This window comes from Sphingomonas sp. BE138 (assembly GCF_031456125.1).
GTDB lineage: Bacteria > Pseudomonadota > Alphaproteobacteria > Sphingomonadales > Sphingomonadaceae > Sphingomonas.
Genome location: NZ_JAVDUC010000002.1, coordinates 411,744 through 435,290 on the forward strand (window position 1 = coordinate 411,744; position 23,547 = coordinate 435,290).

General features: G+C 68.2%; 28 protein-coding genes. 6 read left to right on the forward strand and 22 right to left on the reverse strand.

The window, feature by feature from the left end; translation table 11 throughout:
* Nucleotides 1-16: 16 nt before the first annotated feature.
* The 14 genes from nuoL to J2Y58_RS04855 form a co-directional block, all read right to left on the reverse strand.
* Nucleotides 17-2,158, reverse strand: coding sequence for an NADH-quinone oxidoreductase subunit L (gene nuoL, locus J2Y58_RS04790; RefSeq protein ID WP_310099417.1), 2,142 nt, complete (start codon nt 2,156-2,158; stop codon nt 17-19).
* Nucleotides 2,159-2,164: 6 nt separating this feature from the next.
* Entirely contained in the window at nt 2,165-2,479 is a 315-nt protein-coding gene (nuoK, locus tag J2Y58_RS04795) for an NADH-quinone oxidoreductase subunit NuoK (RefSeq protein WP_132910444.1), read from the reverse strand.
* Between the two features lie 8 nt (nt 2,480-2,487).
* Nucleotides 2,488-3,099 carry an NADH-quinone oxidoreductase subunit J gene (locus J2Y58_RS04800; RefSeq protein WP_310099428.1) on the reverse strand — a complete coding sequence of 204 codons (612 nt, stop codon included), beginning with the start codon at nt 3,097-3,099 and terminating at the stop codon, nt 2,488-2,490.
* Nucleotides 3,100-3,184: 85 nt separating this feature from the next.
* Nucleotides 3,185-3,670: an NADH-quinone oxidoreductase subunit NuoI gene (nuoI, locus tag J2Y58_RS04805; protein WP_184038686.1), complete on the reverse strand. Its 486-nt coding sequence runs from the start codon at nt 3,668-3,670 to the stop codon at nt 3,185-3,187.
* A gap of 1 nt (nt 3,671) precedes the next feature.
* Nucleotides 3,672-4,718: an NADH-quinone oxidoreductase subunit NuoH gene (gene nuoH, locus J2Y58_RS04810; RefSeq protein WP_310099433.1), complete on the reverse strand. Its 1,047-nt coding sequence runs from the start codon at nt 4,716-4,718 to the stop codon at nt 3,672-3,674.
* Nucleotides 4,715-6,709: an NADH-quinone oxidoreductase subunit NuoG gene (nuoG, locus tag J2Y58_RS04815; protein WP_310099436.1), complete on the reverse strand. Its 1,995-nt coding sequence runs from the start codon at nt 6,707-6,709 to the stop codon at nt 4,715-4,717. The genes nuoH and nuoG overlap by 4 nt, the downstream gene beginning before the upstream one ends.
* The gene (nuoF, locus tag J2Y58_RS04820; protein WP_310099439.1) at nt 6,709-8,013 is read right to left on the reverse strand and encodes an NADH-quinone oxidoreductase subunit NuoF; all 1,305 of its coding nucleotides are present in this window, start codon (nt 8,011-8,013) and stop codon (nt 6,709-6,711) included. Before nuoF ends, nuoG begins: the two co-directional genes overlap by 1 nt.
* On the reverse strand, nt 8,010-8,240 hold the full coding sequence (locus J2Y58_RS04825) for a hypothetical protein (RefSeq protein ID WP_310099442.1): 231 nt from the start codon (nt 8,238-8,240) through the stop codon (nt 8,010-8,012). Before J2Y58_RS04825 ends, nuoF begins: the two co-directional genes overlap by 4 nt.
* On the reverse strand, nt 8,233-8,910 hold the full coding sequence (locus J2Y58_RS04830; protein ID WP_310099444.1) for an NAD(P)H-dependent oxidoreductase subunit E: 678 nt from the start codon (nt 8,908-8,910) through the stop codon (nt 8,233-8,235). The genes J2Y58_RS04825 and J2Y58_RS04830 overlap by 8 nt, the downstream gene beginning before the upstream one ends.
* Complete coding sequence (locus tag J2Y58_RS04835; RefSeq protein WP_310099447.1) at nt 8,910-10,190, reverse strand: NADH-quinone oxidoreductase subunit D; 1,281 nt, start codon at nt 10,188-10,190, stop codon at nt 8,910-8,912. The genes J2Y58_RS04830 and J2Y58_RS04835 overlap by 1 nt, the downstream gene beginning before the upstream one ends.
* Entirely contained in the window at nt 10,187-11,035 is an 849-nt protein-coding gene (locus J2Y58_RS04840) for an NADH-quinone oxidoreductase subunit C (protein ID WP_310099450.1), read from the reverse strand. The genes J2Y58_RS04835 and J2Y58_RS04840 overlap by 4 nt, the downstream gene beginning before the upstream one ends.
* Nucleotides 11,032-11,619: an NADH-quinone oxidoreductase subunit B family protein gene (locus J2Y58_RS04845; RefSeq protein WP_310099452.1), complete on the reverse strand. Its 588-nt coding sequence runs from the start codon at nt 11,617-11,619 to the stop codon at nt 11,032-11,034. The genes J2Y58_RS04840 and J2Y58_RS04845 overlap by 4 nt, the downstream gene beginning before the upstream one ends.
* On the reverse strand, nt 11,589-11,963 hold the full coding sequence (locus J2Y58_RS04850) for an NADH-quinone oxidoreductase subunit A (RefSeq protein ID WP_310099454.1): 375 nt from the start codon (nt 11,961-11,963) through the stop codon (nt 11,589-11,591). Before J2Y58_RS04850 ends, J2Y58_RS04845 begins: the two co-directional genes overlap by 31 nt.
* Nucleotides 11,964-12,089: 126 nt before the next feature.
* Complete coding sequence (locus tag J2Y58_RS04855; protein WP_310099457.1) at nt 12,090-12,554, reverse strand: NUDIX domain-containing protein; 465 nt, start codon at nt 12,552-12,554, stop codon at nt 12,090-12,092.
* A gap of 110 nt (nt 12,555-12,664) precedes the next feature.
* Here J2Y58_RS04855 and dcd point away from each other — a divergent pair, with 110 nt between their 5' ends.
* Entirely contained in the window at nt 12,665-13,219 is a 555-nt protein-coding gene (dcd, locus tag J2Y58_RS04860) for a dCTP deaminase (RefSeq protein WP_310099460.1), read from the forward strand.
* 332 nt (nt 13,220-13,551) lie between these two features.
* On the opposite strand, the gene J2Y58_RS04865 is transcribed toward dcd, so the two are convergent.
* From J2Y58_RS04865 to J2Y58_RS04885, 5 genes are all read right to left on the reverse strand, one after another.
* The gene (locus J2Y58_RS04865; RefSeq protein WP_310099462.1) at nt 13,552-13,902 is read right to left on the reverse strand and encodes a tetratricopeptide repeat protein; all 351 of its coding nucleotides are present in this window, start codon (nt 13,900-13,902) and stop codon (nt 13,552-13,554) included.
* Between the two features lie 206 nt (nt 13,903-14,108).
* Nucleotides 14,109-14,537 (reverse strand): biopolymer transporter ExbD, encoded by a 429-nt coding sequence (locus tag J2Y58_RS04870; RefSeq protein ID WP_310099465.1) that lies wholly within the window; start codon nt 14,535-14,537, stop codon nt 14,109-14,111.
* 17 nt (nt 14,538-14,554) lie between these two features.
* The gene (locus tag J2Y58_RS04875; RefSeq protein ID WP_310099468.1) at nt 14,555-15,025 is read right to left on the reverse strand and encodes a biopolymer transporter ExbD; all 471 of its coding nucleotides are present in this window, start codon (nt 15,023-15,025) and stop codon (nt 14,555-14,557) included.
* Nucleotides 15,026-15,141: 116 nt separating this feature from the next.
* Nucleotides 15,142-15,942, reverse strand: a complete 801-nt coding sequence (locus tag J2Y58_RS04880) for a MotA/TolQ/ExbB proton channel family protein (protein WP_310099471.1) — start codon at nt 15,940-15,942, stop codon at nt 15,142-15,144.
* A gap of 70 nt (nt 15,943-16,012) precedes the next feature.
* Nucleotides 16,013-16,687 (reverse strand): energy transducer TonB, encoded by a 675-nt coding sequence (locus J2Y58_RS04885; RefSeq protein ID WP_310099474.1) that lies wholly within the window; start codon nt 16,685-16,687, stop codon nt 16,013-16,015.
* Nucleotides 16,688-16,912: 225 nt separating this feature from the next.
* Here J2Y58_RS04885 and J2Y58_RS04890 point away from each other — a divergent pair, with 225 nt between their 5' ends.
* Entirely contained in the window at nt 16,913-17,827 is a 915-nt protein-coding gene (locus tag J2Y58_RS04890; protein WP_310099477.1) for a hypothetical protein, read from the forward strand.
* On the opposite strand, the gene J2Y58_RS04895 is transcribed toward J2Y58_RS04890, so the two are convergent.
* Together J2Y58_RS04895 and J2Y58_RS04900 are read right to left on the reverse strand one after the other, a co-directional pair.
* Nucleotides 17,802-18,182 carry a dihydroneopterin aldolase gene (locus J2Y58_RS04895; protein ID WP_310099480.1) on the reverse strand — a complete coding sequence of 127 codons (381 nt, stop codon included), beginning with the start codon at nt 18,180-18,182 and terminating at the stop codon, nt 17,802-17,804. The genes J2Y58_RS04890 and J2Y58_RS04895 overlap by 26 nt on opposite strands.
* A complete protein-coding gene (locus J2Y58_RS04900; protein ID WP_310099482.1) occupies nt 18,179-18,811 on the reverse strand; it encodes a glutathione S-transferase N-terminal domain-containing protein in 633 nt (210 codons plus the stop codon). Before J2Y58_RS04900 ends, J2Y58_RS04895 begins: the two co-directional genes overlap by 4 nt.
* Nucleotides 18,812-18,901: 90 nt before the next feature.
* On the opposite strand from J2Y58_RS04900, the gene J2Y58_RS04905 reads away from it, so the two are divergent.
* The 4 genes from J2Y58_RS04905 to J2Y58_RS04920 are packed head-to-tail and all read left to right on the forward strand — an operon-like array spanning nt 18,902 to nt 21,806.
* Nucleotides 18,902-19,411, forward strand: a complete 510-nt coding sequence (locus tag J2Y58_RS04905) for an N-acetyltransferase (RefSeq protein WP_310099486.1) — start codon at nt 18,902-18,904, stop codon at nt 19,409-19,411.
* A gap of 54 nt (nt 19,412-19,465) precedes the next feature.
* Complete coding sequence (locus J2Y58_RS04910) at nt 19,466-20,026, forward strand: DUF1285 domain-containing protein (RefSeq protein WP_310099489.1); 561 nt, start codon at nt 19,466-19,468, stop codon at nt 20,024-20,026.
* Nucleotides 20,023-20,610 (forward strand): CoA pyrophosphatase, encoded by a 588-nt coding sequence (locus J2Y58_RS04915; protein WP_310099492.1) that lies wholly within the window; start codon nt 20,023-20,025, stop codon nt 20,608-20,610. The genes J2Y58_RS04910 and J2Y58_RS04915 overlap by 4 nt, the downstream gene beginning before the upstream one ends.
* On the forward strand, nt 20,607-21,806 hold the full coding sequence (locus J2Y58_RS04920) for a CCA tRNA nucleotidyltransferase (protein WP_405053062.1): 1,200 nt from the start codon (nt 20,607-20,609) through the stop codon (nt 21,804-21,806). Before J2Y58_RS04915 ends, J2Y58_RS04920 begins: the two co-directional genes overlap by 4 nt.
* On the opposite strand, the gene J2Y58_RS04925 is transcribed toward J2Y58_RS04920, so the two are convergent.
* On the reverse strand, nt 21,776-23,443 hold the full coding sequence (locus J2Y58_RS04925) for a bifunctional diguanylate cyclase/phosphodiesterase (RefSeq protein WP_310099497.1): 1,668 nt from the start codon (nt 23,441-23,443) through the stop codon (nt 21,776-21,778). The genes J2Y58_RS04920 and J2Y58_RS04925 overlap by 31 nt on opposite strands.
* Nucleotides 23,444-23,547: the final 104 nt, after the last annotated feature.

Consider the following 23,547-nt stretch of genomic DNA (forward strand, 5'->3'; position numbering starts at 1 on the left):
TTTCCTTCTCCCCCGCTCAGCCCGCGATCGCCCAGGTGATCGCGGCGGTAAGCCCGATCAGCATGACGAAGGCATAGGTATAGACATATCCGGTCTGGAGGCGGACGGCGGCGCGGCTACCCGCCTGCACCAGCCACGCCGAGCCGTTCGGCCCGAAGCGGTCGATCGTGCCCTCGTCGCCGCGGTGCCACAGCACGCGGCCGATCGCGAACGCCGGGCGCACGAACAGGAAGTGGTACAGTTGGTCGAAATACCACTTGTTCAGCAGGAAGCGGTACAGCGGCTGGAACGTGTCCGCGAACCTGGCCGGCGCATCCGGCGAGCGGATGTAGGTCAGATACGCGATCAGCAGGCCCGAGAGCATCACGATCGTCGCCGACAGCTGCACCAGCAACGGGACCTGGTGCATCTCGTGCATCAGATGCTCGTTGAAGAACAACGCACCCTTCCAGAACTCGCCTGCGCTCTCCGGGTCGATGAACCAGCGATGGAACACGAAGCCCGCCGCGACCGCACCGATCGACAGCACGATCAGCGGGATCAGCATCACGATCGGGCTTTCGTGCGGGTGGTACCCGCCGGTGCCCTTCGGAATCTCGTTGAACCCGCGCGATTCGACGTGCGGCGCGTGGCCGGCGTCCTCGCCCGCGGGATCGGGATGATGCGCGTCGTCATGTCCGTGCGCATGCGCACTTCCGTGATCGGCCGCGTGCACGCCACCATGGTCGTGCGCGTGGTCGTCGTGGCCATGCCCGTGCGCGTCGTGCAGCGCGTGCTGGATATGCTCCGACGCCGCCCAGCGCGGCTCGCCCCAGAAGGTCAGGAACATCAGCCGCCACGAATAGAAGCTGGTCAGCAGCGCCGCGAACACGCCGACCATCGACGCGACCGGTGATCCCGCCGCCCATGCCACTTCGATGATTGCGTCCTTCGAATGATAGCCCGCGAACCCGCCGATGCCGTAGATCCCGACGCCGGTGATCGCCAGCGTGCCGAGGAGCATCGCCCAGAAGGTGACCGGGATCGCCTTCCGCAGCCCGCCGTAGAAGCGCATGTCCTGCTCGTGGTGCATCGCATGGATGACCGAGCCGGCACCGAGGAACAGCAGCGCCTTGAAGAACGCGTGCGTGAACAGGTGGAACATCGCCGCGCCATAGGCACCGACGCCGGCGGCGAAGAACATGTAGCCGAGCTGCGAACAGGTGGAATAGGCGATCACGCGCTTGATGTCGGTCTGCGTCGTGCCGATCGTTGCGGCGAACAGGCAGGTCGCCGCGCCGATGAAGGTGACGAAGCCCATCGCGGTCGGCGACACCTCGAACATCGGCGACAGGCGGCACACCATGAACACGCCCGCGGTGACCATGGTCGCGGCATGGATCAGCGCCGACACCGGGGTCGGGCCTTCCATCGCGTCCGGCAACCACGTGTGCAGTCCGAGCTGCGCCGACTTGCCCATCGCACCGACGAACAGCAGCAGGCAGATAACCGTCATCGTGTCGGCGCGGAACCACAGGAAGCCGATCGTCGAGCCCGCCATCGACGGTGCGGCGGCCAAAATCGCCGAAATCGAGACGGTGTTGAACACCAGATACGTGCCGAAGATGCCGAGCATGAAGCCGAGATCGCCGACGCGGTTGACGACGAATGCCTTGATCGCCGCGGCATTGGCGCTCGGCTTGCGGAACCAGAACCCGATCAGCAGGTAGCTGGCGAGGCCGACGCCTTCCCAGCCGAAGAACATCTGGATCAGATTGTCCGCGGTCACCAGCATCAGCATCGCGAAGGTGAACAGCGACAGATAGGCGAAGAAGCGCGGCTGGTCCGGGTCCTCGCTCATATAGCCCCAGCTATAGAGGTGCACGAGCGCCGAGACGCTGGTGATCACGACCAGCATGACCGCGGTCAGCGCATCGACGCGCAGCGCCCACGACACGTCGAACGTGCCCGACGTGATGAAGTGCAGCACCGGCACGACCGTCGCGGTGCTGGTCTCCATCAGATAGCCGATGAACACCGGCCACGACAAAGCGCACGAGACGAACAACGCGCCGGTCGTGATCGCCTTGGGCAGCGTGGCGCCGAACGACTTGTTCGCGAACCCGGCGACGATCGCCGCGACCAGCGGCAGGAAGACGATGAAGAGGATGGGATGCACCGGAACTTACCCCTTCATCCGGCTGGGATCGTCGACCGAGATCGAGCCGCGGCCGCGGAAGAAGATGACGAGAATGGCCAGGCCGATCGCCGCCTCGCCGGCAGCGACGGTCAGGACGAACATCGCGAAGACCTGGCCGACCAGGTCGTTCAGCGCGGCCGAGAAGGCGACGAGGTTGATGTTCACCGCCAGCAGGATCAGCTCGATCGCCATCAGGATAACGATGATGTTCTTGCGGTTGAGGAAGATCCCCAGCACGCCCATCGTGAACAGCAACGCCGCCACGACCAGATAGTGGATGAGGCCGACGCCTCCCGACATGGCCGCGTTCACAGCTGCACCCCCTGACCGATCTCCGGTCGCACGTTGCGCGTCGCGTCCTGCGGACGGCGCGCGTTCTGCCGTGCGATGTTCTGATAGCGCGACCCCGAACGCTCGCGATGGGTCAGCACGATCGCACCGATCATCGCGACCAGCAGCACCAGCCCGGCGCCCTCGAAGATGAAGAGGTAGCGCGTGTAGAGCAGGTTGCCGATCTGGACGATGTTCGGAACGACATGGTCGGTCGGCGCCGCACGCCGCGCGAGGTCGATCCCGCCCTGGCTCCACGCGCCGACGCCGATCAGGATCTCGGCGACCAGCGCGACCGCCAGCACCAGGCCGATCCCGAAGTAGCGCACGAACCCGGCGCGCAACTCTGCGAAGTCGATGTCCAGCATCATGACCACGAACAGGAACAGCACCGCGACCGCGCCGACATAGACGATGACCAGCAGCATCGCGATGAACTCGGCACCCACCAGCACCATCAGGCCGGCGGCGTTGAAGAACGCCAGGATCAGCCACAGCACCGAATGCACCGGGTTGCGCGACGAAATCGTCATCGCGCCGGAGATCAGCACCACGATGGCGAACAGATAGAAGGCGATGGCCTGGATCATAGCGCCTTCCCCGCGTCCGCACGCCCGCGGCGCGCGCTGATTGAAACCGTCAAAATCATCTCGACCCCTGATGTCACGCGAGCGCCTACCGGTACGGCGCGTCGGCGGCAAGGTTCGCGGCGATCGCGCGTTCCCACCGGTCGCCGTTGTCGAGCAGCTTGGCCTTGTCGTAGATCAGCTCCTCGCGCGTCTCGGTCGAGAAGTCGAGGTTCGGCCCCTCGACGATCGCGTCGACCGGGCACGCTTCCTGACACAGGCCGCAATAGATGCACTTGGTCATGTCGATGTCGTAGCGCGTCGTGCGGCGGCTGCCGTCGTCGCGCGGCTCGGCCTCGATCGTGATCGCCTGCGCCGGGCACACCGCCTCGCACAGCTTGCACGCGATGCAGCGCTCCTCGCCGTTGGGGTAGCGACGCAGCGCATGCTCGCCGCGGAAGCGCGGGGACAGCGGGTTCTTCTCGTACGGATAGTTGATCGTCGCCTTCGGCTTGAAGAAATACTTCAGCGTCAGCGCATGCGCCTTCACGAACTCGTAGAGCGTGAACGCCTTGATCGTCTGCGCGATACCCATCTTACACTCCCACGCGCATGAACATCAGCACGCCCGACACCAGGAACACCCAGAACAGCGACAGCGGCAGGAACACCTTCCACCCCAGCCGCATCAGCTGGTCGTAGCGGTAGCGCGGCACCGTCGCCTTGATCCACGAGAACACGAAGAAGAAGAACAGGATCTTCGCGAACAGCCAGATGATCCCCGGCACGACGTACAGCGGCGCCCAGTCGAACGGCGGCAGGTAACCACCCCAGAACAGCGTCGCGTTCAGCGTGCACATCAGAAGCACGTTGGCATATTCGCCCAGCCAGTAGAGCGCGAACGCCATCGACGAATATTCGGTCTGGTAGCCCGCCACCAGCTCGCTCTCGGCCTCCGTCAGGTCGAACGGCGCGCGCTGCGTCTCGGCCAGCGACGAGATCAGGAAGACCACGCTCATCGGGAACAGCAGCGGATTGAACCCGAAGCCGTTGATGAAGCCGTACAATCCCTTTTGCGCCTCGACGATCGTCGAGAGATTGAACGACCCCGCCCACATCACGACCGAGATCAGGACGAAGCCGATCGCGACCTCATAGCTGACCATCTGCGCCGCCGCGCGGATCGCCGAGAAGAACGGGTATTTCGAGTTCGACGACCACCCGGCCAGGATGATCCCGTAGACGCCGAGCGACGATGCCGCGAGCACGTAGAGCAGGCCGACGTTGATGTTCGCCAGCACCACGCCCGGCTGGAACGGCACCACCGCCCAGACGATCAGCGCGACCGTGAAGGTGATGATCGGCGCCAGCAGGAACAGCCCGCGATTGGCCGCCGACGGAACGATCGTCTCCTGAAGGAAGACCTTCAGCCCGTCCGCGAACGACTGCAGCAGCCCGAACGGACCGACGACGTTCGGCCCGCGCCGGAGCGCCATCGCCGCCCAGATCTTGCGGTCGGCATAGATGATCATCGCCACCGACAGCATCAGCGGCAACGCGATCAGCAGGATGCCGACGATCGTCGCAAGGAACCACGCCCAGCCATAGGGAAGGCCGACGGTATGATTGAAGAAGTCGGTCACTCCGCCGCCTCCGCGAAGCTCTCGCCATGCACCAGTTCGGCCGAGCAGCGCTGCATCGTCGGCGACGCCCGGCAGATGGCGTTGGTGAGATAGAAGTCCTTGATCGGATAGCCGTCCAGCACGCCCTCGGCGGTCGCGCCGAGCGCCGGCGGGTTCCACGCGAAGGTCTTGAGCCCCGGCGTCGCCAGCTCCGGGCAATCCAGCGCCATCGCGGCGCGCAGCTCACCCAGCGTGTCGAACGACAGCGTCTGCCCCATCCGCTCGCTCAGCGCGCGGAAGATCGTCCAGTCCTCGCGCGCGTCGCCCGGCGGGAACACCGCGCGCTCGCCGCGCTGCACGCGCCCTTCCAGATTGACCCAGGTGCCGGACTTCTCGGCATAGCTCGCACCCGGCAGGATCACGTCGGCATGATGAGCGCCGCGGTCGCCGTGGTGCCCGACATAGACCTTCAAGCCGGTGAAGCGCGCATGGTCGCACTCGTCCGCGCCCAGGAAGAACGTCAGCTTCGCGTCGTACAGCGCGGAGATACCGGCCTTTTGCGCATAGCCGAGCATCAGTCCGCCCATGCGGCTCGCCGCCATGTGAACGACGTTGAAGCCGTTCCAGTCGTCCTTCACCAGGCCGAGCGTATCGGCCAGCGCCAGCGCCGCGCCATGCGCGCCCTTCAGCGCCGCACCGCCGACGATCACCATCGGCCTGGCGGCCTTCCCGAACGCCTCGGTCACGCGCTCCGGCAGGTTGCCGAGCACCGACAGGTCCGTGCCGAGCCATTCGACCTTGTAGGTCAGCTCGGTCTCCGGCCCGATCGCGAAGACCTTCGCGCCCTTCTTGATCGCCTTGCGGATCCGCGTGTTCACCAGCGGCGCTTCCCAGCGCAGATTGGTGCCGACCAGCAGGATCGCATCCGCCTCTTCGGTGCGCGCGATCGTGGTGTTGAAGTTCACCGCCGCCAGGCTGGACGTGTCATAGTCCATGCCGGTCTGCCGCCCTTCGAGCAGCGAGGAGCCGAGCGACGACAGCAGCGCCTTGGCCGCGAACATCGTCTCGCAATCGACCAGATCGCCCGCCACCGCGGCCACCGAACCGCCATGGTCGACGGCGGCAATCGCCGCGAACGCCTCGTCCCAGGTCACCGCGTGCAGCTTGCCGTCACGCCGCACATACGGCCGGTCGAGCCGCTTGCGCACCAGCCCGTCCACCGCATGGCGGGTCTTGTCGGTCGCCCATTCCTCGTTCACGTCGTCGTTGACGCGCGGCACGCAGCGCAGCACCTGCCGCCCGCGGCTGTCGAGCCGGATGTTGGTGCCGACCGCGTCCATCACGTCGATCGTCAGCGTCTTGCGCAGTTCCCACGGCCGCGCTTCGAACGCGTAGGGCTTGCTCGTCAACGCACCGACCGGGCACAGGTCCACGACATTGCCCGACAGTTCGGACGTGACCGCTTCCTCCAGATAGGAGGTGATCTGCATGTTCTCGCCGCGATAGATCGCGCCGATCTCCTCGACGCCGGCGACTTCCTCGGCAAAGCGGATGCAGCGCGTGCATTGGATGCAGCGCGTCATCACCGTCTTGACGATCGGCCCCATGTACTTCTCGGTCACCGCGCGCTTGTTCTCGTCATAGCGCGAGTGGCCGCGGCCATAGGCGACCGACTGGTCCTGCAGATCGCACTCGCCGCCCTGATCGCAGATCGGGCAATCGAGCGGGTGGTTGATCAGCAGAAATTCCATGATGCCCTCGCGGGCATGCTTCACCATCGGCGTGTTGGTGAAGATCTCCTGGTTCTCCGCCGCCGGCAGCGCGCAGCTCGCCTGCGGCTTCGGCGGCCCCGGCTTCACCTCGACCAGGCACATCCGGCAGTTACCGGCGATGCTGAGCCGTTCGTGGTAGCAGAAGCGCGGGATCTCCTTGCCGGCCAGTTCGCAGGCCTGCAACACGGTGGCGCCCTGCGGCACCTCGATCTCGACTCCGTCGACTTTGACCTTGGGCATTATTCGGCAGCTTCCTGCATCGGGGCGACGTTGCCGCCACGCTCGTTGATGCGGCGTTCCAGTTCGGGGCGGAAGTGGCGGATCAGCCCCTGGATCGGCCATGCGGCCGCGTCGCCCAGCGCGCAGATCGAATGGCCCTCAACCTGCTTGGTCACCTGCTGGAGCATGTCGATCTCGCCGATCTCGGCATCGCCGGTGCGCAGCCGCTCCATCACGCGCCACATCCAGCCGGTACCCTCGCGGCACGGCGTGCACTGGCCGCAGCTCTCGTGCTTGTAGAAATACGAGATGCGGCTGATCGCGCGGACGACGTCGGTCGACTTGTCCATGACGATGATCGCGGCGGTGCCCAGCCCCGATCCGACCGCCTTCAGACCGTCGAAATCCATCGGCGCGTCGATGATGTCCTTGGCCGGGACCAACGGCACCGACGACCCGCCCGGGATGACCGCGAGCAGATTGTCCCAGCCGCCGCGGATGCCGCCGCAATGCTTCTCGATCAGTTCGCGGAACGGGATGCTCATCGCCTCCTCGACCACGCACGGCGTGTTCACATGGCCGCTGATCTGGAACAGCTTGGTGCCCTTGTTGTTCTCCGCGCCGAAGCTGGAAAACCACGCCGCGCCGCGCCGCAGGATCGTCGGGGCGACCGCGATCGACTCGACATTGTTGACCGTCGTCGGGCAACCGTACAGCCCCGCGCCCGCCGGGAACGGCGGCTTTAGCCGCGGCTGGCCCTTCTTGCCTTCCAGGCTTTCGAGCATCGCGGTCTCTTCGCCGCAGATGTACGCGCCCGCGCCGCGGTGGACGAAGACGTCGAAGTCGTAGCCCGAGCCGCAGGCGTTCTTGCCCACCAGCCCCTTGTCATAGGCCTCCGCGACCGCCGCGAACAGCACCTCCGCCTCGCGGATATACTCGCCGCGGATGTAGATATACGCGGCCCGCGCGCGCATCGCGAAGCCCGCGACCAGCGCGCCCTCGATCAGCGTGTGCGGATCGTGGCGGATGATCTCGCGGTCCTTGCACGAACCCGGCTCGGATTCGTCGGCGTTGATGACCAGGAAGTTCGGCCGGTCCGGCTTCGGCTCCTTGGGCATGAACGACCATTTCGTGCCGGTCGGGAATCCCGCCCCGCCGCGCCCGCGCAGACCCGACGCCTTGATGGTGTCGATGATCTTGTCCTGGCCGAGCTCCAGCAGCGCCTTGGTATTGTCCCAGTCGCCGCGCGCCATCGCCGCATCCAGCCGCCACGACTGATAGCCGTAGAGGTTGGTGAAGATCCGATCCTTGTCGAGCAGGCTCACTGTCCATCCCTCAATTCAAGCCGACGCTCCATGCGATCGAGCCGGCCTTCGACCCGGTCGAGCCGATGCGTAATGCCGGCGTTGGAGACGGTCAGTCCGGACAGATGATCCCCGACCGCCGACATGCGCAGCTTCATGTCGCCGAGCTCCAGGCCGATATTGTCGAGCTTGGCGCTGATACGCTTCATCCACTCCAGCGCGTGACTGGCGATTCCGGTCTCAGCCATTCGCCCACTCCCCGCGATAGTCGTGGTTCTCGGTGACCATCGCGGTCAGCGAGGTCGGCCCGCCCTTCGGCTCCACCGTGTGGCGACCCGGCTCCTGCGTCCCCGGCTTCGGCGCACCGCCGTTGGCCAGCGTCTCCAGGATCGCGATCGTGCGATCGTAGTCGAGATCCTCGAAATTGTCGTCGTTGATCTGCACCATCGGTGCCGACGCGCAATTGCCCATGCACTCGACCTCGGTCAGCGTGAACAGGCCGTCCGGCGTCGTCTTGCCCTTGATCAGGCCCTTGTTCTTGCAGGCCGCCAGCACGTCGTCCGACCCGCGCAGCATGCACGGCGTCGTGCCGCATACCTGCACGTGGAAGCGGCCGACCGGCGCCAGGTTGAACATCGTGTAGAAGGTCGCGACCTCGTACACGCGCATATAGGGCACGCCGATCTCGCGCGCGACGAACTCGATCACCGGGACCGGCAGCCAGCCTTGCGTCTGCGTCTCGGCGCCCACCTGGCGCTGCGCCAGATCGAGCAGCGGGATCGACGCCGATTGCTCGCGCCCGGCCGGATAGCGCGCCAGGATCGCATCGCGCTTCGCCTTGCTGTCGTCGTTCCACTGGAACGCGCCCCAGCGCGCGCGGACCTCGGCCTCGTCGGGGATGATAGGTGCGTCAGCCATCAGCGGTCACATTCGCCAAAAACGATATCCATCGCGCCCAGGATGGCGGTGGTGTCCGCCAGCATGTGGCCGCGGCTCATGAAGTCCATCGCCTGCAGGTGCGAGAAGGCGGTCGGGCGGATCTTGCAGCGGTACGGCTTGTTGCTGCCGTCGCTGACCAGATACACACCGAACTCGCCCTTCGGGCTTTCGGTCGCGACATACACCTCGCCCGCGGGCACGTGATAACCCTCGGTGTAGAGCTTGAAGTGGTGGATCAGCGCCTCCATCGAGCGCTTCATCTCGGCGCGCTTCGGCGGCACCACCTTGCGGTCGAGCGAGGCGATCGGCCCCTCCGGCATTTCCGCCAGGCACTGCTTCATGATCCGCGCCGATTGGCGGACCTCCTCGACGCGCACCATGAAGCGGTCGTAGCAATCGCCGCGCGTGCCGACCGGCACCTCGAAGTCCATCTTCGCGTACACGTCATAGGGCTGCGACTTGCGCAGGTCCCACGGGATGCCCGCGGCCCGGATCATCGGCCCGGAGAATCCCCATTTGATCGCGTCCTCGCGGCTCACGGTCGCGATATCGACGTTGCGCTGCTTGAAGATGCGATTGTCGGCGACCAGGCTGATCGCGTCCTCGAACAGCCGCGGCAGCCGGGTGTCGAGCCAGTCGGCGATGTCCGTCAGCAGCTTGAGCGGCACGTCCTGGTGCACCCCGCCGGGGCGGAAATAATTGTGGTGCATCCGCGCGCCCGTGGCGCGCTCCAGGAAGCCGTAGCAATCCTCGCGAATCTCGAACAGCCACAGGTTCGGCGTCATCGCGCCGACGTCCATGACGTGCGAGCCCAGGTTGAGCATGTGGTTCGAGATGCGCGTCAGTTCGGCGAAGAACACGCGCAGATATTGCGCACGGATCGGCACCTCGAGATCGAGCAGCTTCTCGATCGCCAGCACGAACGTGTGCTCCATGCACGCCGGCGAGCAATAATCGAGCCGGTCGAAATACGGGATCGCCTGCGCGTAGGTTTTGTATTCGATCAGCTTCTCGGTGCCGCGGTGGAGCAGCCCGACGTGCGGGTCGATCCGCTCGACGATCTCGCCGTCCAGCTCCATGACGAGCCGCAGCACGCCGTGCGCCGCCGGATGCTGCGGGCCGAAGTTGATCGTGTAGTTCTGGATCGCGACGTCGCCCTCGGTGGGGTGCGATGCATCCGTGGCATGGAGCAGCTTCTCGATCGCGGGATCGACCGCATGGTCGACGGCCTGCTCCTTCTGGACGTACGTATCGGTCATTCGTTCTGCCCCCCGCCCTTCGACGGCACGACATCGGGGTCGCGCGGCTTCGGCTCGGCATCGCTCTCGGGACGGCCGGCGCCGGTCTCGGTGGTGCTGGTCGTGTCCTTCTTGGCGTAAGGCTGGCTGGGCGCGGGCGCGTCCCGCTTCGGCGTTTCCGCCGTGCCCGCCTTCTGCACCTCGGTCGCGGTCGCCGGGGTCGGCGCGCCCTTCGCCTCGGGCAGCTTCGCCTTCTCGTCGCCCGGCAGCACGTATTCCGCGCCTTCCCACGGGCTGGTGAAGTCGAAGGTGCGGAAATCCTGCGCCAGCTTCACCGGCTCGTAGACGACGCGCTTCTGCTCCTCGGAGTAGCGCAGCTCGACGAACCCGGTCAGCGGGAAGTCCTTGCGGAACGGATGCCCGCGGAAGCCGTAATCGGTCAGGATGCGGCGCAGGTCGCGGTTGCCCGTGAACAGCACGCCGTACATGTCATAGACCTCGCGCTCCAGCCAGCCCGCGACCGGCCACAGGTCGGTCACCGACGGCACCGGCGTGTCCTCGGTCGCGCCGACATGGACGTGCAGCCGGTGGTTGCGCGTCAGCGACAACAGGCAATACACGACCTCGAACCGCTCGGCGCGCTCCGGATAGTCGACGCCCGCGATCTCCATCAGCTGCTGATATTCCAGCCCGGGCGTATCGCGCAGCGCGGTCAGCGCCGCGACCAGCCCGTCGCGCGTGACGTGCAGCTGCACCTCGCCCGCGATCTCGACAGCATCGAGCAGCGCCACGCCGATCGCGGTGCGCGCCGACTCGATCGTCGCGTCGTTCAGGTTCGCCGCCCAGGCGGGTGCCGGCGCCCTCACCGTTCGATGCTCCCGGCGCGACGGATCTTCCGCTGCAACTGCATCACGCCGTACAGCAGCGCCTCGGCGGTCGGCGGGCAGCCGGGGACGTAGATGTCGACCGGCACCACGCGGTCGCAGCCGCGCACGACGCTGTAGCTATAATGGTAATAGCCGCCGCCGTTGGCGCACGACCCCATCGAGATGACGTATTTCGGCTCTGACATCTGGTCGTAGACCTTGCGGAGCGCGGGCGCCATCTTGTTGCACAGCGTGCCGGCGACGATCATCACGTCCGACTGGCGCGGGCTCGCGCGCGGCGCGGCGCCAAAGCGCTCCATGTCGTAGCGCGGCATGTTGACGTGGATCATCTCGACCGCGCAGCACGCGAGGCCGAACGTCATCCACCAAAGCGAGCCGGTGCGCGCCCACTGGAACAGCTCCTCGGTCGAGGTGACCAGGAAGCCCTTGTCGTTCAGTTCGCCGTTCAGCCCGTCGAAGAATCCCTGATCGGGCGCGATCGCGCCCGCCGTCTCCGGATTGTTGACGAGCCCGATCGGCCCGGAATGCGCTTCTACTCCCACTCCAGCGCTCCCTTCTTCCATGCGTAAACGAGGCCGAGCGCGAGTTCGGCGATAAAGATCATCATCGAGATCCATGCGGTCCAGCCCAGCGAAAAAACGCTGACTGCCCAAGGATATAGGAACGCCGCCTCGAGATCGAAGATGATGAAGAGGATCGCGACCAGATAAAATCGCACGTCGAATTGCGATCGGCTGTCCTCGAACGCGGGGAAGCCGCATTCATATTCGGACAGCTTCTCGGGCGTGGGTTTCGCCGCGCCGGTCAGCTTGGCGACCGCCATCGGCAGGAACACGAACGCGCTCGACAAGGCGAGCGCCACCCCCAGGAACAGGAGGATCGGTAGGTATTGCGACAGATCGACCACTATGTCTCTCTCGCCTCTCTCGCAGGTGCGAACGGAACCGGCACGCTCTAGACCCCCGCCTCCGGAGGGGCAAGGCCGCGAGGCGGTGAGAATGAATCGCAGCTGACCGGCGCACCGCCCGCGCGGTCACCAGGTCGCCGACCGCTCCCGCACCCCGCGCCATTCGTCGATCCGCCGCCGCGTCGCCGGCGACAGCGCGGCGGGCAGCGTATCGAGCGCATGGAAGCACGCCGCCTCCAGCTCGCGCGCATCGGGTATGGGGGCATCGTCGGTCATGGCGTGGAACAGATCGACGGTATCGCGCCGCCGCTCGGCACGCGACTCGTAGCGCGCGACGAACGTCACCTGCCGCAACGTGCATCCGGTTTCCTCGCGGACCTCGCGCACCGCCGCCGCGGCCGGCGGCTCGCCGCGCGCGATCCCGCCGCCGGGCAGCATATGCAGGTCGCTGCGCCCGTAGCGGTGCCGGACCAGCAGCACGCGGCCCTGGCCATCGAACACCAGCACCTTCACCCCGCGCGTGCGCCACCGCAGCAGCGCCAGCACCCGCAGGCGCACACGGTAGGCAAGTTGAAGCAGCACCCGCGACATCGCCCTCCCCGATAGCCCGCCGTGCGCGTCCCGCCCAGCACCGCCGCATGTGGACTTGCGCCGCGCGCCGGCAACCGCGAAAGCGCGGAGCCGCCGAGGGGAGTCGCAGCATGTCCGTCCAGTCCGACCGTTGGATCCGCGAGCGCGCGCTGGCCGACGGCATGATCGAGCCGTTCGTCGAGTCGCAGCGCCGCGACGGCTGCATCAGCTACGGGCTGTCCAGCTACGGCTATGACGCGCGCGTCGCCGACGAGTTCAAGATCTTCACCAACGTCGACAATGCGCTGGTCGACCCGAAGGACTTTGCCGCCAACAGCTTCGTCGATCGCAAGACCGACGTGTGCATCATCCCGCCGAACAGCTTCGCGCTGGCGCGCACGGTCGAATATTTTCGCGTGCCGCGCGACGTGCTGGTGATCTGCCTCGGCAAGTCGACCTATGCGCGGTGCGGCATCATCGTGAACGTCACCCCCCTGGAGCCGGGCTGGGAGGGCCATGTGACGCTGGAATTTTCGAACACCACCCCGTTGCCCGCCAAGATCTACGCCAATGAGGGCGCGTGCCAGTTCCTCTTCCTCCACGGCAACGAGCCGTGCGAGACGAGCTATGCCGACCGCGCCGGCAAATATATGGGCCAGCGCGGCGTGACGCTGCCGCGCCTGTAGCGCGCCCGCGCGCGACGCCGGGCCGTTCGTCGACGGGCGACGTTCCCGCGCTGACGGGGTGACCCCGCCCGTCCACCGGACGACGCACGCTCTTTCGCGAGCAGCCGCGGGCCGGCAATGCAGCACCCCGCCCGCGCCTGCCGCGGCAGCCGGTCCGGCCGTGCCGCGCCGCACGGGGCGGCCGAACCTGGGCATCAAGGGGCCGTCGAAAAGCCCGTCACCGCGAGACGAACCGTCGCAGCACCGTCGTCAGTGCCCGCGGCCCTTCCGCTTCTCCTCGCCCGTCGTGCCCCTTCCGTCACACCCGTGCCATGAAGAGCACAGCAGGCGCCTTAGCGGGTCGCCATCGTCGTCGTGAGGCGCGCAAGCCCCTTGTGCGCCAGCGCGTGCGAGGAAACGACGCTGCCGTCCGCCAGATCCATCGCCACGTCGCCGCGGTCGAGAACGTCGGCGTAGAGCGCACGGGCCTGCGCCTCACGCCCGGTGCGCGCGTACACCGCCGCCAGATTGAGCATGAGTTCAGGCCGTTCGGGGAAGATCGCGCGCTCGGCGTCGATCGTGCGCTCGGCCTGCGACAGGCTGCCGGCCGCGATCGCCTGATAGCCCACCCGATCCTTCGCGAGTGCCGGAGCGGCCACCGAAGCGGTGCCGACGAGCGCCGCCATCATCAGCTTCATCACCATCTCACCCTCCTGTCCTGCAACGCGACCAACGCTCGCGTTACGGTTTTGTGACATGAAGGTGTCACTTATTTGACAAGGTCGCAAGCACTATCGAACGGGGCGCCGGCGGTCGCGAAACGAAAAAGGGCGGCCCCGCAGGACCGCCCGTCGCCGTTCGGATACCCTGATCGCGTGCGCGATCAGAACTCCCCCGATCGCATATGCGATCAGAATTCCTTGTAATATTGCTCGTTGCCGACGAAGCCCAGCTTGGTCACGTTCGAGCGCTTGATGTCGGCCAGCGTCTGGTCGACCACGTCGTAGCGGGTCGCCGGATCCGGCTGGAACTGGAGTTCCGGCTCGGGGCTCATCGCCGCCGACTGGTCGAGATACTGGCGCAGCACCGTCGAATTGACCGGGGTGCCGTTCCAGGTGATCCCGCCGGCGGCGTCGATCGCGATCTTGTTCTTGATCGGGTCGACCGGCGGCTTCTGCGCCTTGGGGTCGTTGACCGGCAGGTCGACCTTCACCGCATGCGTCGGGACCGGAAGGGTGATGATGAACATGATGAGGAGCACGAGCATGACGTCGATCAACGGCGTCGTGTTCATCTCCATCATCGGCTCGCCGTCATCGCGGCCTGCACTCATTGCCATGTCAGCTACTCCTTAGCTCAGGCGCCGCCGCCCTTGGGCTGCGAAATGAACCCGACCTTGGCAAAGCCGGCCATCTGCATGTTGTAGATCGTCCCCGCGACGCAGCGCCACGGCGTGCCGATGTCCGCGCGGACGTGCGCCTCGGGCAGTTCGAGGTCCGGGTTGCCGGGGCCGCCCTGACGATCGATCTCGGTCTTCAGCTTGGCGACCGCGCGGTCCAGCAGCTCCTGGTGGGTCACCGGGGTCACGCCCCAGTACACCTTGCACGTGCCGTCCGCACCCATGACCGACAGCGAGACGTTCTCGGGCTTGGTCGTGGTCGGGTCGAAGACGACGCTGGGCAGCTTGATGCCCTTCACCGTCTGGATGGCGACCGGAACCGCGATCAGGAAGATGATGAGGAGCACCAGCATGACGTCCACGAGGGGCGTCGTGTTGATGTCCGACATCGGGGATTCAGCGGAGTCACCGCCAACGCTCATCGCCATCAGGCTATCCTATTCTCTCGTTCCGCCGCGCGCCGCCGCTCCTCCCGAGCGATGGGCGCGGCGGCAGGTGAACCACGGGGCCGCCGCTGGCGACGGCCCCGCTTATCCCTTTCGCCTTACGGGCGGGTCTGCACGCCACCGGTCTGGCCGGCGGTCGTGGTCGCGCCCACCGGCTTGGCCGGCGCCTTGGCGGTCGTGGTGGTCGCGGTGCCGATCGTCGGGCGAACCGCGCCGTTCGACGCCAGGAAGCCCAGCACGTCGTTCGAGAAGGCCGACAGGTCTTCCGCGATCGACTTGTTGCGGCGCTGCAGCCAGTTGTAGGCGAGCACGGCCGGAACCGCGACGACCAGGCCGAGCGCGGTCATGATCAGCGCCTCGCCGACCGGGCCGGCGACCTTGTCGATCGACGGATCGCCCGACGCGCCGATCTTGATGAGCGCGCGGTAGATGCCGACGACGGTGCCGAACAGGCCGATGAACGGCGAGGTCGCGCCGACGGTCGCCAGGAACGCCAGGCCACCGCCCAGCTTCGAGTTGATCGCGGCTTCCGAACGCGCCAGCGAGCCGTGCAGCCAGTCGTGCGCCTCGACCGGATCGGTCAGCTTCGAGTGCTGCTCCTGCGCCGCCAGGCCGTCGTCGACCAGCTGCTTGTAGGCCGAGTTCTTCTCCAGCTTCGCCGAACCTTCGCGCAGCGAGGTGCTGTTCCAGAACTGCGAGCGCACGCGCTTGGCCTGGTTGATGATCTTCTGCTGCTCGAACAGCTTGGAGAACAGGATATAGAACGACACGACGGACATGATCACCAGGATGGTGAAGACCGACTGCGAGATGATGCCGCCTTCCTTCAGCGCCTGCTGCAGGCCGAACTGGTTCTCGGCTGCCGCGGTCCCACCCGCGGCGAGGATGTTGATGATCATTCGATGTCTTCCTTAAGCCAGATAAGTTGTCGGCCGGCGATGCTGGTCCGCGCGGCCAGGGTCACGCGGATCAATTCTGTGGCAACACCCATCGCACCGGCAGCGTGTAGCTGGAGACGATCGGGTTGCCGGATGCGTCCTGCGCCGGCGAGAACCGCACGCGGCTCTTGGCGATGCGGCAGGTCGCCTGGTCGAGCGCCGAGGAATTGCTCGACGTGGTGACCACGCAGTCGGTGACGCGCCCGTCCGTTCCCACGGTCAGCTTCGCGACGACGCGTCCCTGCTCTTCGGCGCGGATCGCCGACGGCGGGTAGTTGTCGGCACCGAAGAACTGGCCCGGGTTGCCCTTCAGACCGGCTGCCTTGCTGACCGCGGGCGGAGCCGGCGGGGCGGGCGGCGCGGGCGGTGCGGGCGGCGCGATCGTCGGCGTCGGCACATAGACCGGCGGCGGGGTCGGCACCGTCGCGACCGTGACGGGCGGCGGGTTCGGGTTCTGCACGATCGGCGGCGGCGACACCACCGGCGGCGGCGTCATCGGCGTGTCGGGCGGCGGGGGCGGCGGCTCTTCCGGCGGCGGGGGCGGTGGCTCCTCGACGTCGAACGTGTTCAGCTTCTCGACCTGCTTCTTGACGAAATTCGTCGCGAGGCCGGTTATGAAGGCATAGCCGAGAGCAACGTGGATCAGCGCGACGATCACCAGCGCGCCGACCTTGCCTCCGCTCATCTTCTGGTCAGAATAGGCCATTCAGCAACGAAACTCCCTCATCCTGCGGCCCGTGGCGTGGCCGGAATGCGATCCGGCCGGGTTTACCTTTCCGTAGCGCCTCTTGAGCTATCTACAGACACACAAGTCCTATCGCGCCCGTTTTGGGAGCGCAAACGCTTTGTCGGACGCAACAAACGTACAACCGGACTGCGACGGTTTTATTTCTGTATCGTTTGCGCGCGCGCGTCTATCCCAAGCCGCATGATGAAGCGCAATTTTTACCTTTTTTCCGCCGCCGCCCTCGTGGCGCCGCTCGCGCCCGCGCCGGCCGGCGCACAGCGGCAGGCCCCCGCCCCCGCTTCGGCCACCGCGGCGCCCGCGCTCGGCTATGCCGAGCTCGCCGACCTCGTGATCGCCAGCCCGCTGGTGATCGACGCGACGATTCGCTCGGCGGCGCGAATCAAGGGCGCGGAGGCGGCGGGCGCCGCGCCCGGCACCACGCGTTTCTATGTCGAGGCGGACGTCGGCACGCTGGTGCGCGGCGCCAGCGCGATCCCCGCGCGCGTCGGCTGGCTGGTCGACGTCGCCCCCGACTGGCGCGGGCGCGCGCCGTCGCTCAAGAAGCGCCGCGTCCTCGCCTTCGCGCGTCCCGTTGCGGGACAGCCGGGGCAGGTCCAGCTCGTCGAGCCCGGTGCGCAGCATGACTGGAGCGCTTCGCTCGAACAGCGCGTCCGCGCGATCGCCGCCGAGGTCGCGGCACCCGGCGCGCCGCCGGTGGTCACCGATGTCGGCAACGCCTTCCACGTCCCCGGCGCGCTGCCCGGCGAGGGCGAGACGCAGATCTTCCTGCGCACGCGCGACAACCGCCCCGCGGCGCTGTCGGTGCTGCGTCGCCCCGGCGAGCAGCCGCGCTGGTCGGTGGCGCTCAGCGAGATCATCGACGATTCGGCAACTGTCCCGCAACGGGACACCTTGCTATGGTATCGCCTTGCCTGCGCGCTGCCCGCGACGCTGCCCGAGCGGAGCACCGCGGCGCTGTCGCCCGACGACGCGACGCAGGCGCAGGCAGACTACGCCTTCGTCATCGCGCAGCTCGGGGCGTGCCGCGCCGCCCCTGCCCCTGCGCCCGCCCCAGCGCCCGCGCCGGCGGCGGTCAGCGCCGGTGCCGGACCAGCGTGATCCCGATCGATTCGCCCGCCTCGGCGATCGCCAGCTTGACGATCTTGACCTTCACCCGCTGCACCCGCGCGTCCTGAAGGAACAGGGTCTCGGCGATATGGTCGGCGACCGCCTCGATCAGCGTGAAATGCCCCGCGGTCGCCAGCGCGTCGGTCGCGGCGTGCTTCAGGTCGAGATAGTTCTTCGAGGCCGACAGCGGCGTGTCCGGCGCATAATGCGCCGGCGCGTCGAGCAGCACCGTGAGGTCGATCCGCAGCGGCTGCGGCAGGTGCGTCTCCTCGGAATAGATGCCGGTCAGCACCTGCACCTCCAGGTCGTGGACCTCGAGCTCGAGCGTGTCGCGCGCGCCGGTCATGCCGTCGCACTCGGTCGCGCGCTGGCCGAATCGTACCAGCGCCGGACATGCGCGGCACCCTCCGGCACCGCCAGCTTCGCGGCGCGCGCGAAATCGACCGTCACCAGCGCGGTGATGTCGGCATAGCTGAAGCGCTCGCCCGCCACCCACTCGCTCTCCGCCAGCCGCGCGTCGAGCATGGCGACGAACGCGTCCCACATGACCCGTCCACGCTCCGCCAGCGCGGGGATCTGCGCCAGCGCCGGCCACTGCCCCACCTCGCCGCGCCCGGCGAACGCCGCCACGCTGTTGCGAAAGGCATAGACCACCCCGGCGTAACCCTCCGCCTCGACCCGCCGCGTCCAGGCGGTGACGCGCGCGATCTCGACGGGGCGCGCGCCGAACAGCGGCGGATCGGGGTGCAGCGCCTCGAAGAAGCGGCAGATCGCGGTCGAATCGCCGATCACCTCGCCGTCGTCGAGCCGCAGCGCCGGCACCGTCCCGCGCGGATTGATCGCGAGATAGTCGGGCCGGAGATGCTCGCCCGCGCGCAGGTCGACGGCCACGCGTTCGACGGAGATCGATTTCTCCGCCAGATAGATTCGCACGCGCCGCGGGCTGGGCGCGCGCTCGGCGTCGTAGAGCTTCATTCGGTCAATCCGGTTGCGTTCGGTGGCCACCCCGCTAAAGCCCGCGCGCCCGGGCGTCCACCTCTGTCGCGGGCAGGAGGACGCGGAACGGTGATCCAGACGGTGCCGATCGGAACGGTGGCGAACGACGCGGTGGAGCGGCTGCTTGACCGCGCGTTCGGCGCGGATCGCCACACCCGCACCGCCTACCGGCTGCGTGCGGGCACGCAGGCGCTGCCCGATCTGAGCTTCGCGCTGGTCGAGGACGCCGCGCTGCTCGGCTCGATCCAGTGCTGGCCGGTGCGCTTCGACGGCGACGACGGCACGGTCTGCCCGCTGGTGCTGGTCGGGCCGGTCGCGATCCTGCCCGAGCGCCAGCAGGAGGGGCTCGGACGGCGGCTGATGGCGACCGCGCTCGCCGCCGCCGGGGACGGCGCGCCGCTGACGCTGATCGGCGACCCCGAATATTACGGTCGCTTCTTCGGCTTCGACGCAGCTGCCACCGCACGGTGGCGGCTGCCCGGCCCGGTCGAGCGCCACCGGCTGCTCGCCCGCGGGGCGCAGGTGCCCGGCGGCCCCGGCGTGCTCGGCCCGCGACTGCCCGTCGCCGCGCCCGCCTGACCTTTACCCGGCCCCACCTTTACCCGGCCCGCCCGGCACCCTAACTGCCCGGGGATGCCGATGGCCCCGCCCCCCGATTTCGCCACACTGACGATCGCCGACATCGCGCAACTGGCCGACAGCGACCGCCTGCCCCCCGTCGACCGCTGGCACCCCGATCATTGCGGCGACAGCGAGATGCGGATCGCGCGCGACGGGACGTGGTTCCACCAGGGATCGCCGATCACCCGCCCGGCGATGGTGCGCGCGTTCAGCCGCATCCTGCGCCGCGAGCCCGATGGCGGCCATGTGCTGGTCACCCCGGTCGAGAAGCTCGACATCGCGGTGGAGGACGCGCCCTTCGTCGCGCTGGAGATGAAGGCCGAGGGCGAGGGCCGCGACGCGGTGCTCGCCTTCCGTCTCAACACCGGCGACCTGGTCACCGCGTCGGCCGCGCACCCGCTGCGCTTCGAGGAGCGCGACGACGGCCCGCACCCCTATCTGCACGTCCGCGGCGGTCTGGAGGCGCTGCTCGCGCGCCCGGTCTATTACGAACTGGCGGAGCGTGCCCTGGCCGGCGACGACGCGCCGCCGGGCGTGTGGAGCGCCGGCACCTTCTTCGCGCTGCCATCGTGACGCTGGCCGAGCGGCTGGCGGTGGCGCTGACCGCCGCCCGCGATGCGCCCGTGCTGGCCGGCGACGATTACGACATCGCGCCCGGTGACCCCGCCACCCCGGCGGCGGTGCTGGTCGCGATCACCGACCGCGTCGAGCCGGGGGTGATCCTGACCCAGCGGACCGAGACGCTGCGCCGCCACGCCGGGCAGGTCGCCTTCCCCGGCGGTCGCCTCGACCCCGGCGAGGATGCGGTCGCCGCCGCGCTGCGCGAGGCCGAGGAGGAGATCGCCCTTCCGCGCGACGCGGTGGAGGTGATCGGCACCTCGGACCGCTACCGCACGGGCACCGGCTTCGCGATCACCCCCGTGATCGGCATCGTGCCGCCGGACCTGCCGCTGGTCGCCGGCGAGGCGGAAGTGGCGGCGGTGTTCGAGGTGCCGCTCGCCTTCCTGCTCGATGCCGCCAACCAGCGCGCGGCGCGCGCCGTCCATCAGGGGCGCGAACGTCACTATGTGGAAATGCTATGGAACGACCGGCGCATCTGGGGCGCGACCGCGGGGATGATCGTCAACCTGTCCCGGCGGCTGCGATGGCCGGCGTGATCCCTTTCCCGACGCTGCCGGACGCCGCGTGGCGGCACCGCGCGGGGCTCGACCGGCTGACCGGGGCACTGGACGCAGGCGGCGGTGCGGCGCGCTGGGTCGGCGGCGCGGTGCGCGATTCGCTGCTCGGCCTGCCGGTCGCCGACATCGATCTGGCGACGCGCTTCGCGCCCGCGGAGGTCGTGCACCGGCTGGAGGCGGCGGGGATCAAGGCGATCCCGACCGGCATCGCGCACGGCACGATCACCGCGGTCAGCGAGGGGACGGTGGTGGAGGTCACGACGCTGCGCCGCGACGTCGCCACCGACGGCCGCCACGCGGTCGTCGCCTTTTCCGACGACTGGCGCGAGGATGCGGCGCGACGCGACTTCACGATGAACGCGCTCTACGCCGACCCGCTGACCGGCGAACTGTTCGACTGGTTCGGCGGGCTGGACGACCTGGCGGCGCGGCGCGTGCGCTTCATCGGCGATCCCTACCGCCGCATCGCCGAGGATCACTTGCGGATCCTGCGCTTCTTCCGCTTCCACGCGCGCTTCGGCGACGCGATCGACGGCGAGGGACTGGAGGCGTGCGTCGCGCGCGCCAACGACCTGATGGCGCTCAGCCGCGAGCGGATCGCCGCCGAACTGCTCAAGCTGCTCGTCGCCCCCGGCGCGGTGCCGGTCGTCACGCTGATGCAGGCGCGCGGCATCTTCCGCCCGGTCCTGCCCGAGATCGACGCCGCCGGGGTCGCGCGGCTGGCCGCGCTCGCCGGGCGCGAAGCGGCGGCGGGCATCGCCCCGGCGGCGATCCGGCGGCTCGCCGCGCTGGTCGCGCCCGAAGCGGCGGAGGCGGTCGGCGCGCGGCTGAAGCTGTCCAATGCCGACCGCAAGCGGCTGATCCAGGCCGGCATCGCGCCCGGCGACGAGTCCCCGCGCGCGCTCGGCTACCGCGCCGGGGTCGAAAGCGCGGTCGACCGCTTGCTGCTGGCCGGCGCCGACCCGCGCCCGCTGATCGACTGGGAGCGACCGACGCTGCCGATCGGCGGCGGCGCGCTGGTCGCGCGCGGGCTCGAAAAGGGACCGGACGTCGCGCGCACGCTGCGCCGCGTCGAGGATCGCTGGATCGCCGAGGGCTTTCCCGACGCTTCGCGCGTCGCGGAACTCGCCGACGACGAAGCCGCTCAGGCGTTGCGTTCGCGCAGGAACGCGTAGGCGTCCTCGGGATCGAGCGGACGGGCATAGGCATAGCCCTGCCCGAAGGTGCAGCCCAGCGCCGCCAGCGTCTGCCCGACCTCGTTCGCCTCGATCCCCTCGGCGACCGTCGCCATCCCCAGCGCTTGCGACAGGCCCAGGATCGCGCGCACGATCGCCACCTTGTCGCGGTCGGTCAGCAACCCGGTCACGAAGCTGCGGTCGATCTTCAGCACGTCGATCGGCAGCTTCTGGAGCGAGGCGAGGTTCGAGAAGCCGGTGCCGAAATCGTCCATCGCGATCGTCACGCCCAGCTTCTTCAGGCCGGTCAGCACGCGCGCGATCCGGTCGGGATCGGCGATCAGCGCGCTTTCGGTGATCTCCAGCTTCAGCCGCTCGCCCGCCACGCCCGAATCGTGCAGCGCCCGTTGGACGATGCCGGGGATCGAATCGCGTTGCAGCTGGATCGGCGACAGGTTCACCGCCACGGTCACGCCGCAGAAGCCGCCGGCCCGCTCGTCCCATTCGGCCAGCGTGCGCACCGCCCGATCGAGCGCCCAGCGCCCCAGCGGCACGATCAGCCCCGATTCCTCCGCGACCGGGATGAAGCGGCTCGGTTCGTGGCGGACGCCATATTCGTCGGTCCAGCGCGCCAGCGCCTCGAACCCGTTCACCCGCCCGGTCGCCAGGTCGCAGATCGGTTGATAGACCAGGTTCAGCCGCTCGCCCTCGATCGCGCGGCGCAGCGCGGTCTCCATCGCGAATTCGGCGCGTGCGCTGTCCAGCGCGCGGGTCTGGTACGATTCGGCGTTCTTGGTCGCCTTCGACTTCTTCATCGCCACCTGCGCGTGGCGGATGACGTCCTCCGGATCGGCGACCTCGGCGTCGCCGAACGCGATGCCGATCGCGCACGAGACACGCAGCTCGTAGTCGCCGAGCCGGAACGGCGTGGCCAGCGCGTCGCGGATCCGCCTGGCGACCTGGTCGACTTCCTCGCGGTCGGCGTCGATCGACAGCAGCACGCCGAACTCATCGCCGCCGGTGCGCGCCAGCGTGTCGCTGTGCCGGAGCGCGCCCTTGATGCGCCGCGCGACGGTGATGAGCAATTCGTCGCCGACCAGCGATCCCAGACAGGCGTTGAAGCGGCTGAATCGCTCCAGGTCGATCATCAGCACCGCCCAGCACGGCGTCGCCGCGGCGATGCTCGCCTCCAGCGCGTCGGTGAAGCCGCTGCGGTTCGGCAGCCCGGTCAGGCTGTCGGTCGCCATCTCGCGGCGCAGCGTCTCCTCGGTGCGGACCTCGGCGGTCTGGTCGACGAACGACACGATACAGCTCGGGCGCCCGCGATGCAGCAGCCGCGACAGGTTGACGCGGTAGTGCCGTCGCTCGACCGTCGCCCCGGTCTGCCAGTCGCGTTCCTCGGTCATCGAACCGGAGGCCAGGAACGCCTCGACCAGCGGCATGATCTGCGGCTCGTCGGTCAGCCGCGCGCGCGCAAAGGCGCGGTTGTGCATCTCGATCCGCGATTCGCCGGGCACCACGACGACCAGCGCCAGCGGAATCGGCACGAGTTCGAGCGCGCCGTCCTCGACGCTCAGCGTATGCGAATCGGGGTGGGTCGCCGTTCGCCGAGCCAGCCATGTCGCGCGCGTTGCCATACATCGACCGGATTAGCGGCGAAGGGTTAAGGCCAGCTTTAAGGGACTGCGCGACCTCCCGTTTATTGCGAACCGCTTGCGTCTCCGGCGCGTTACGGATTGTT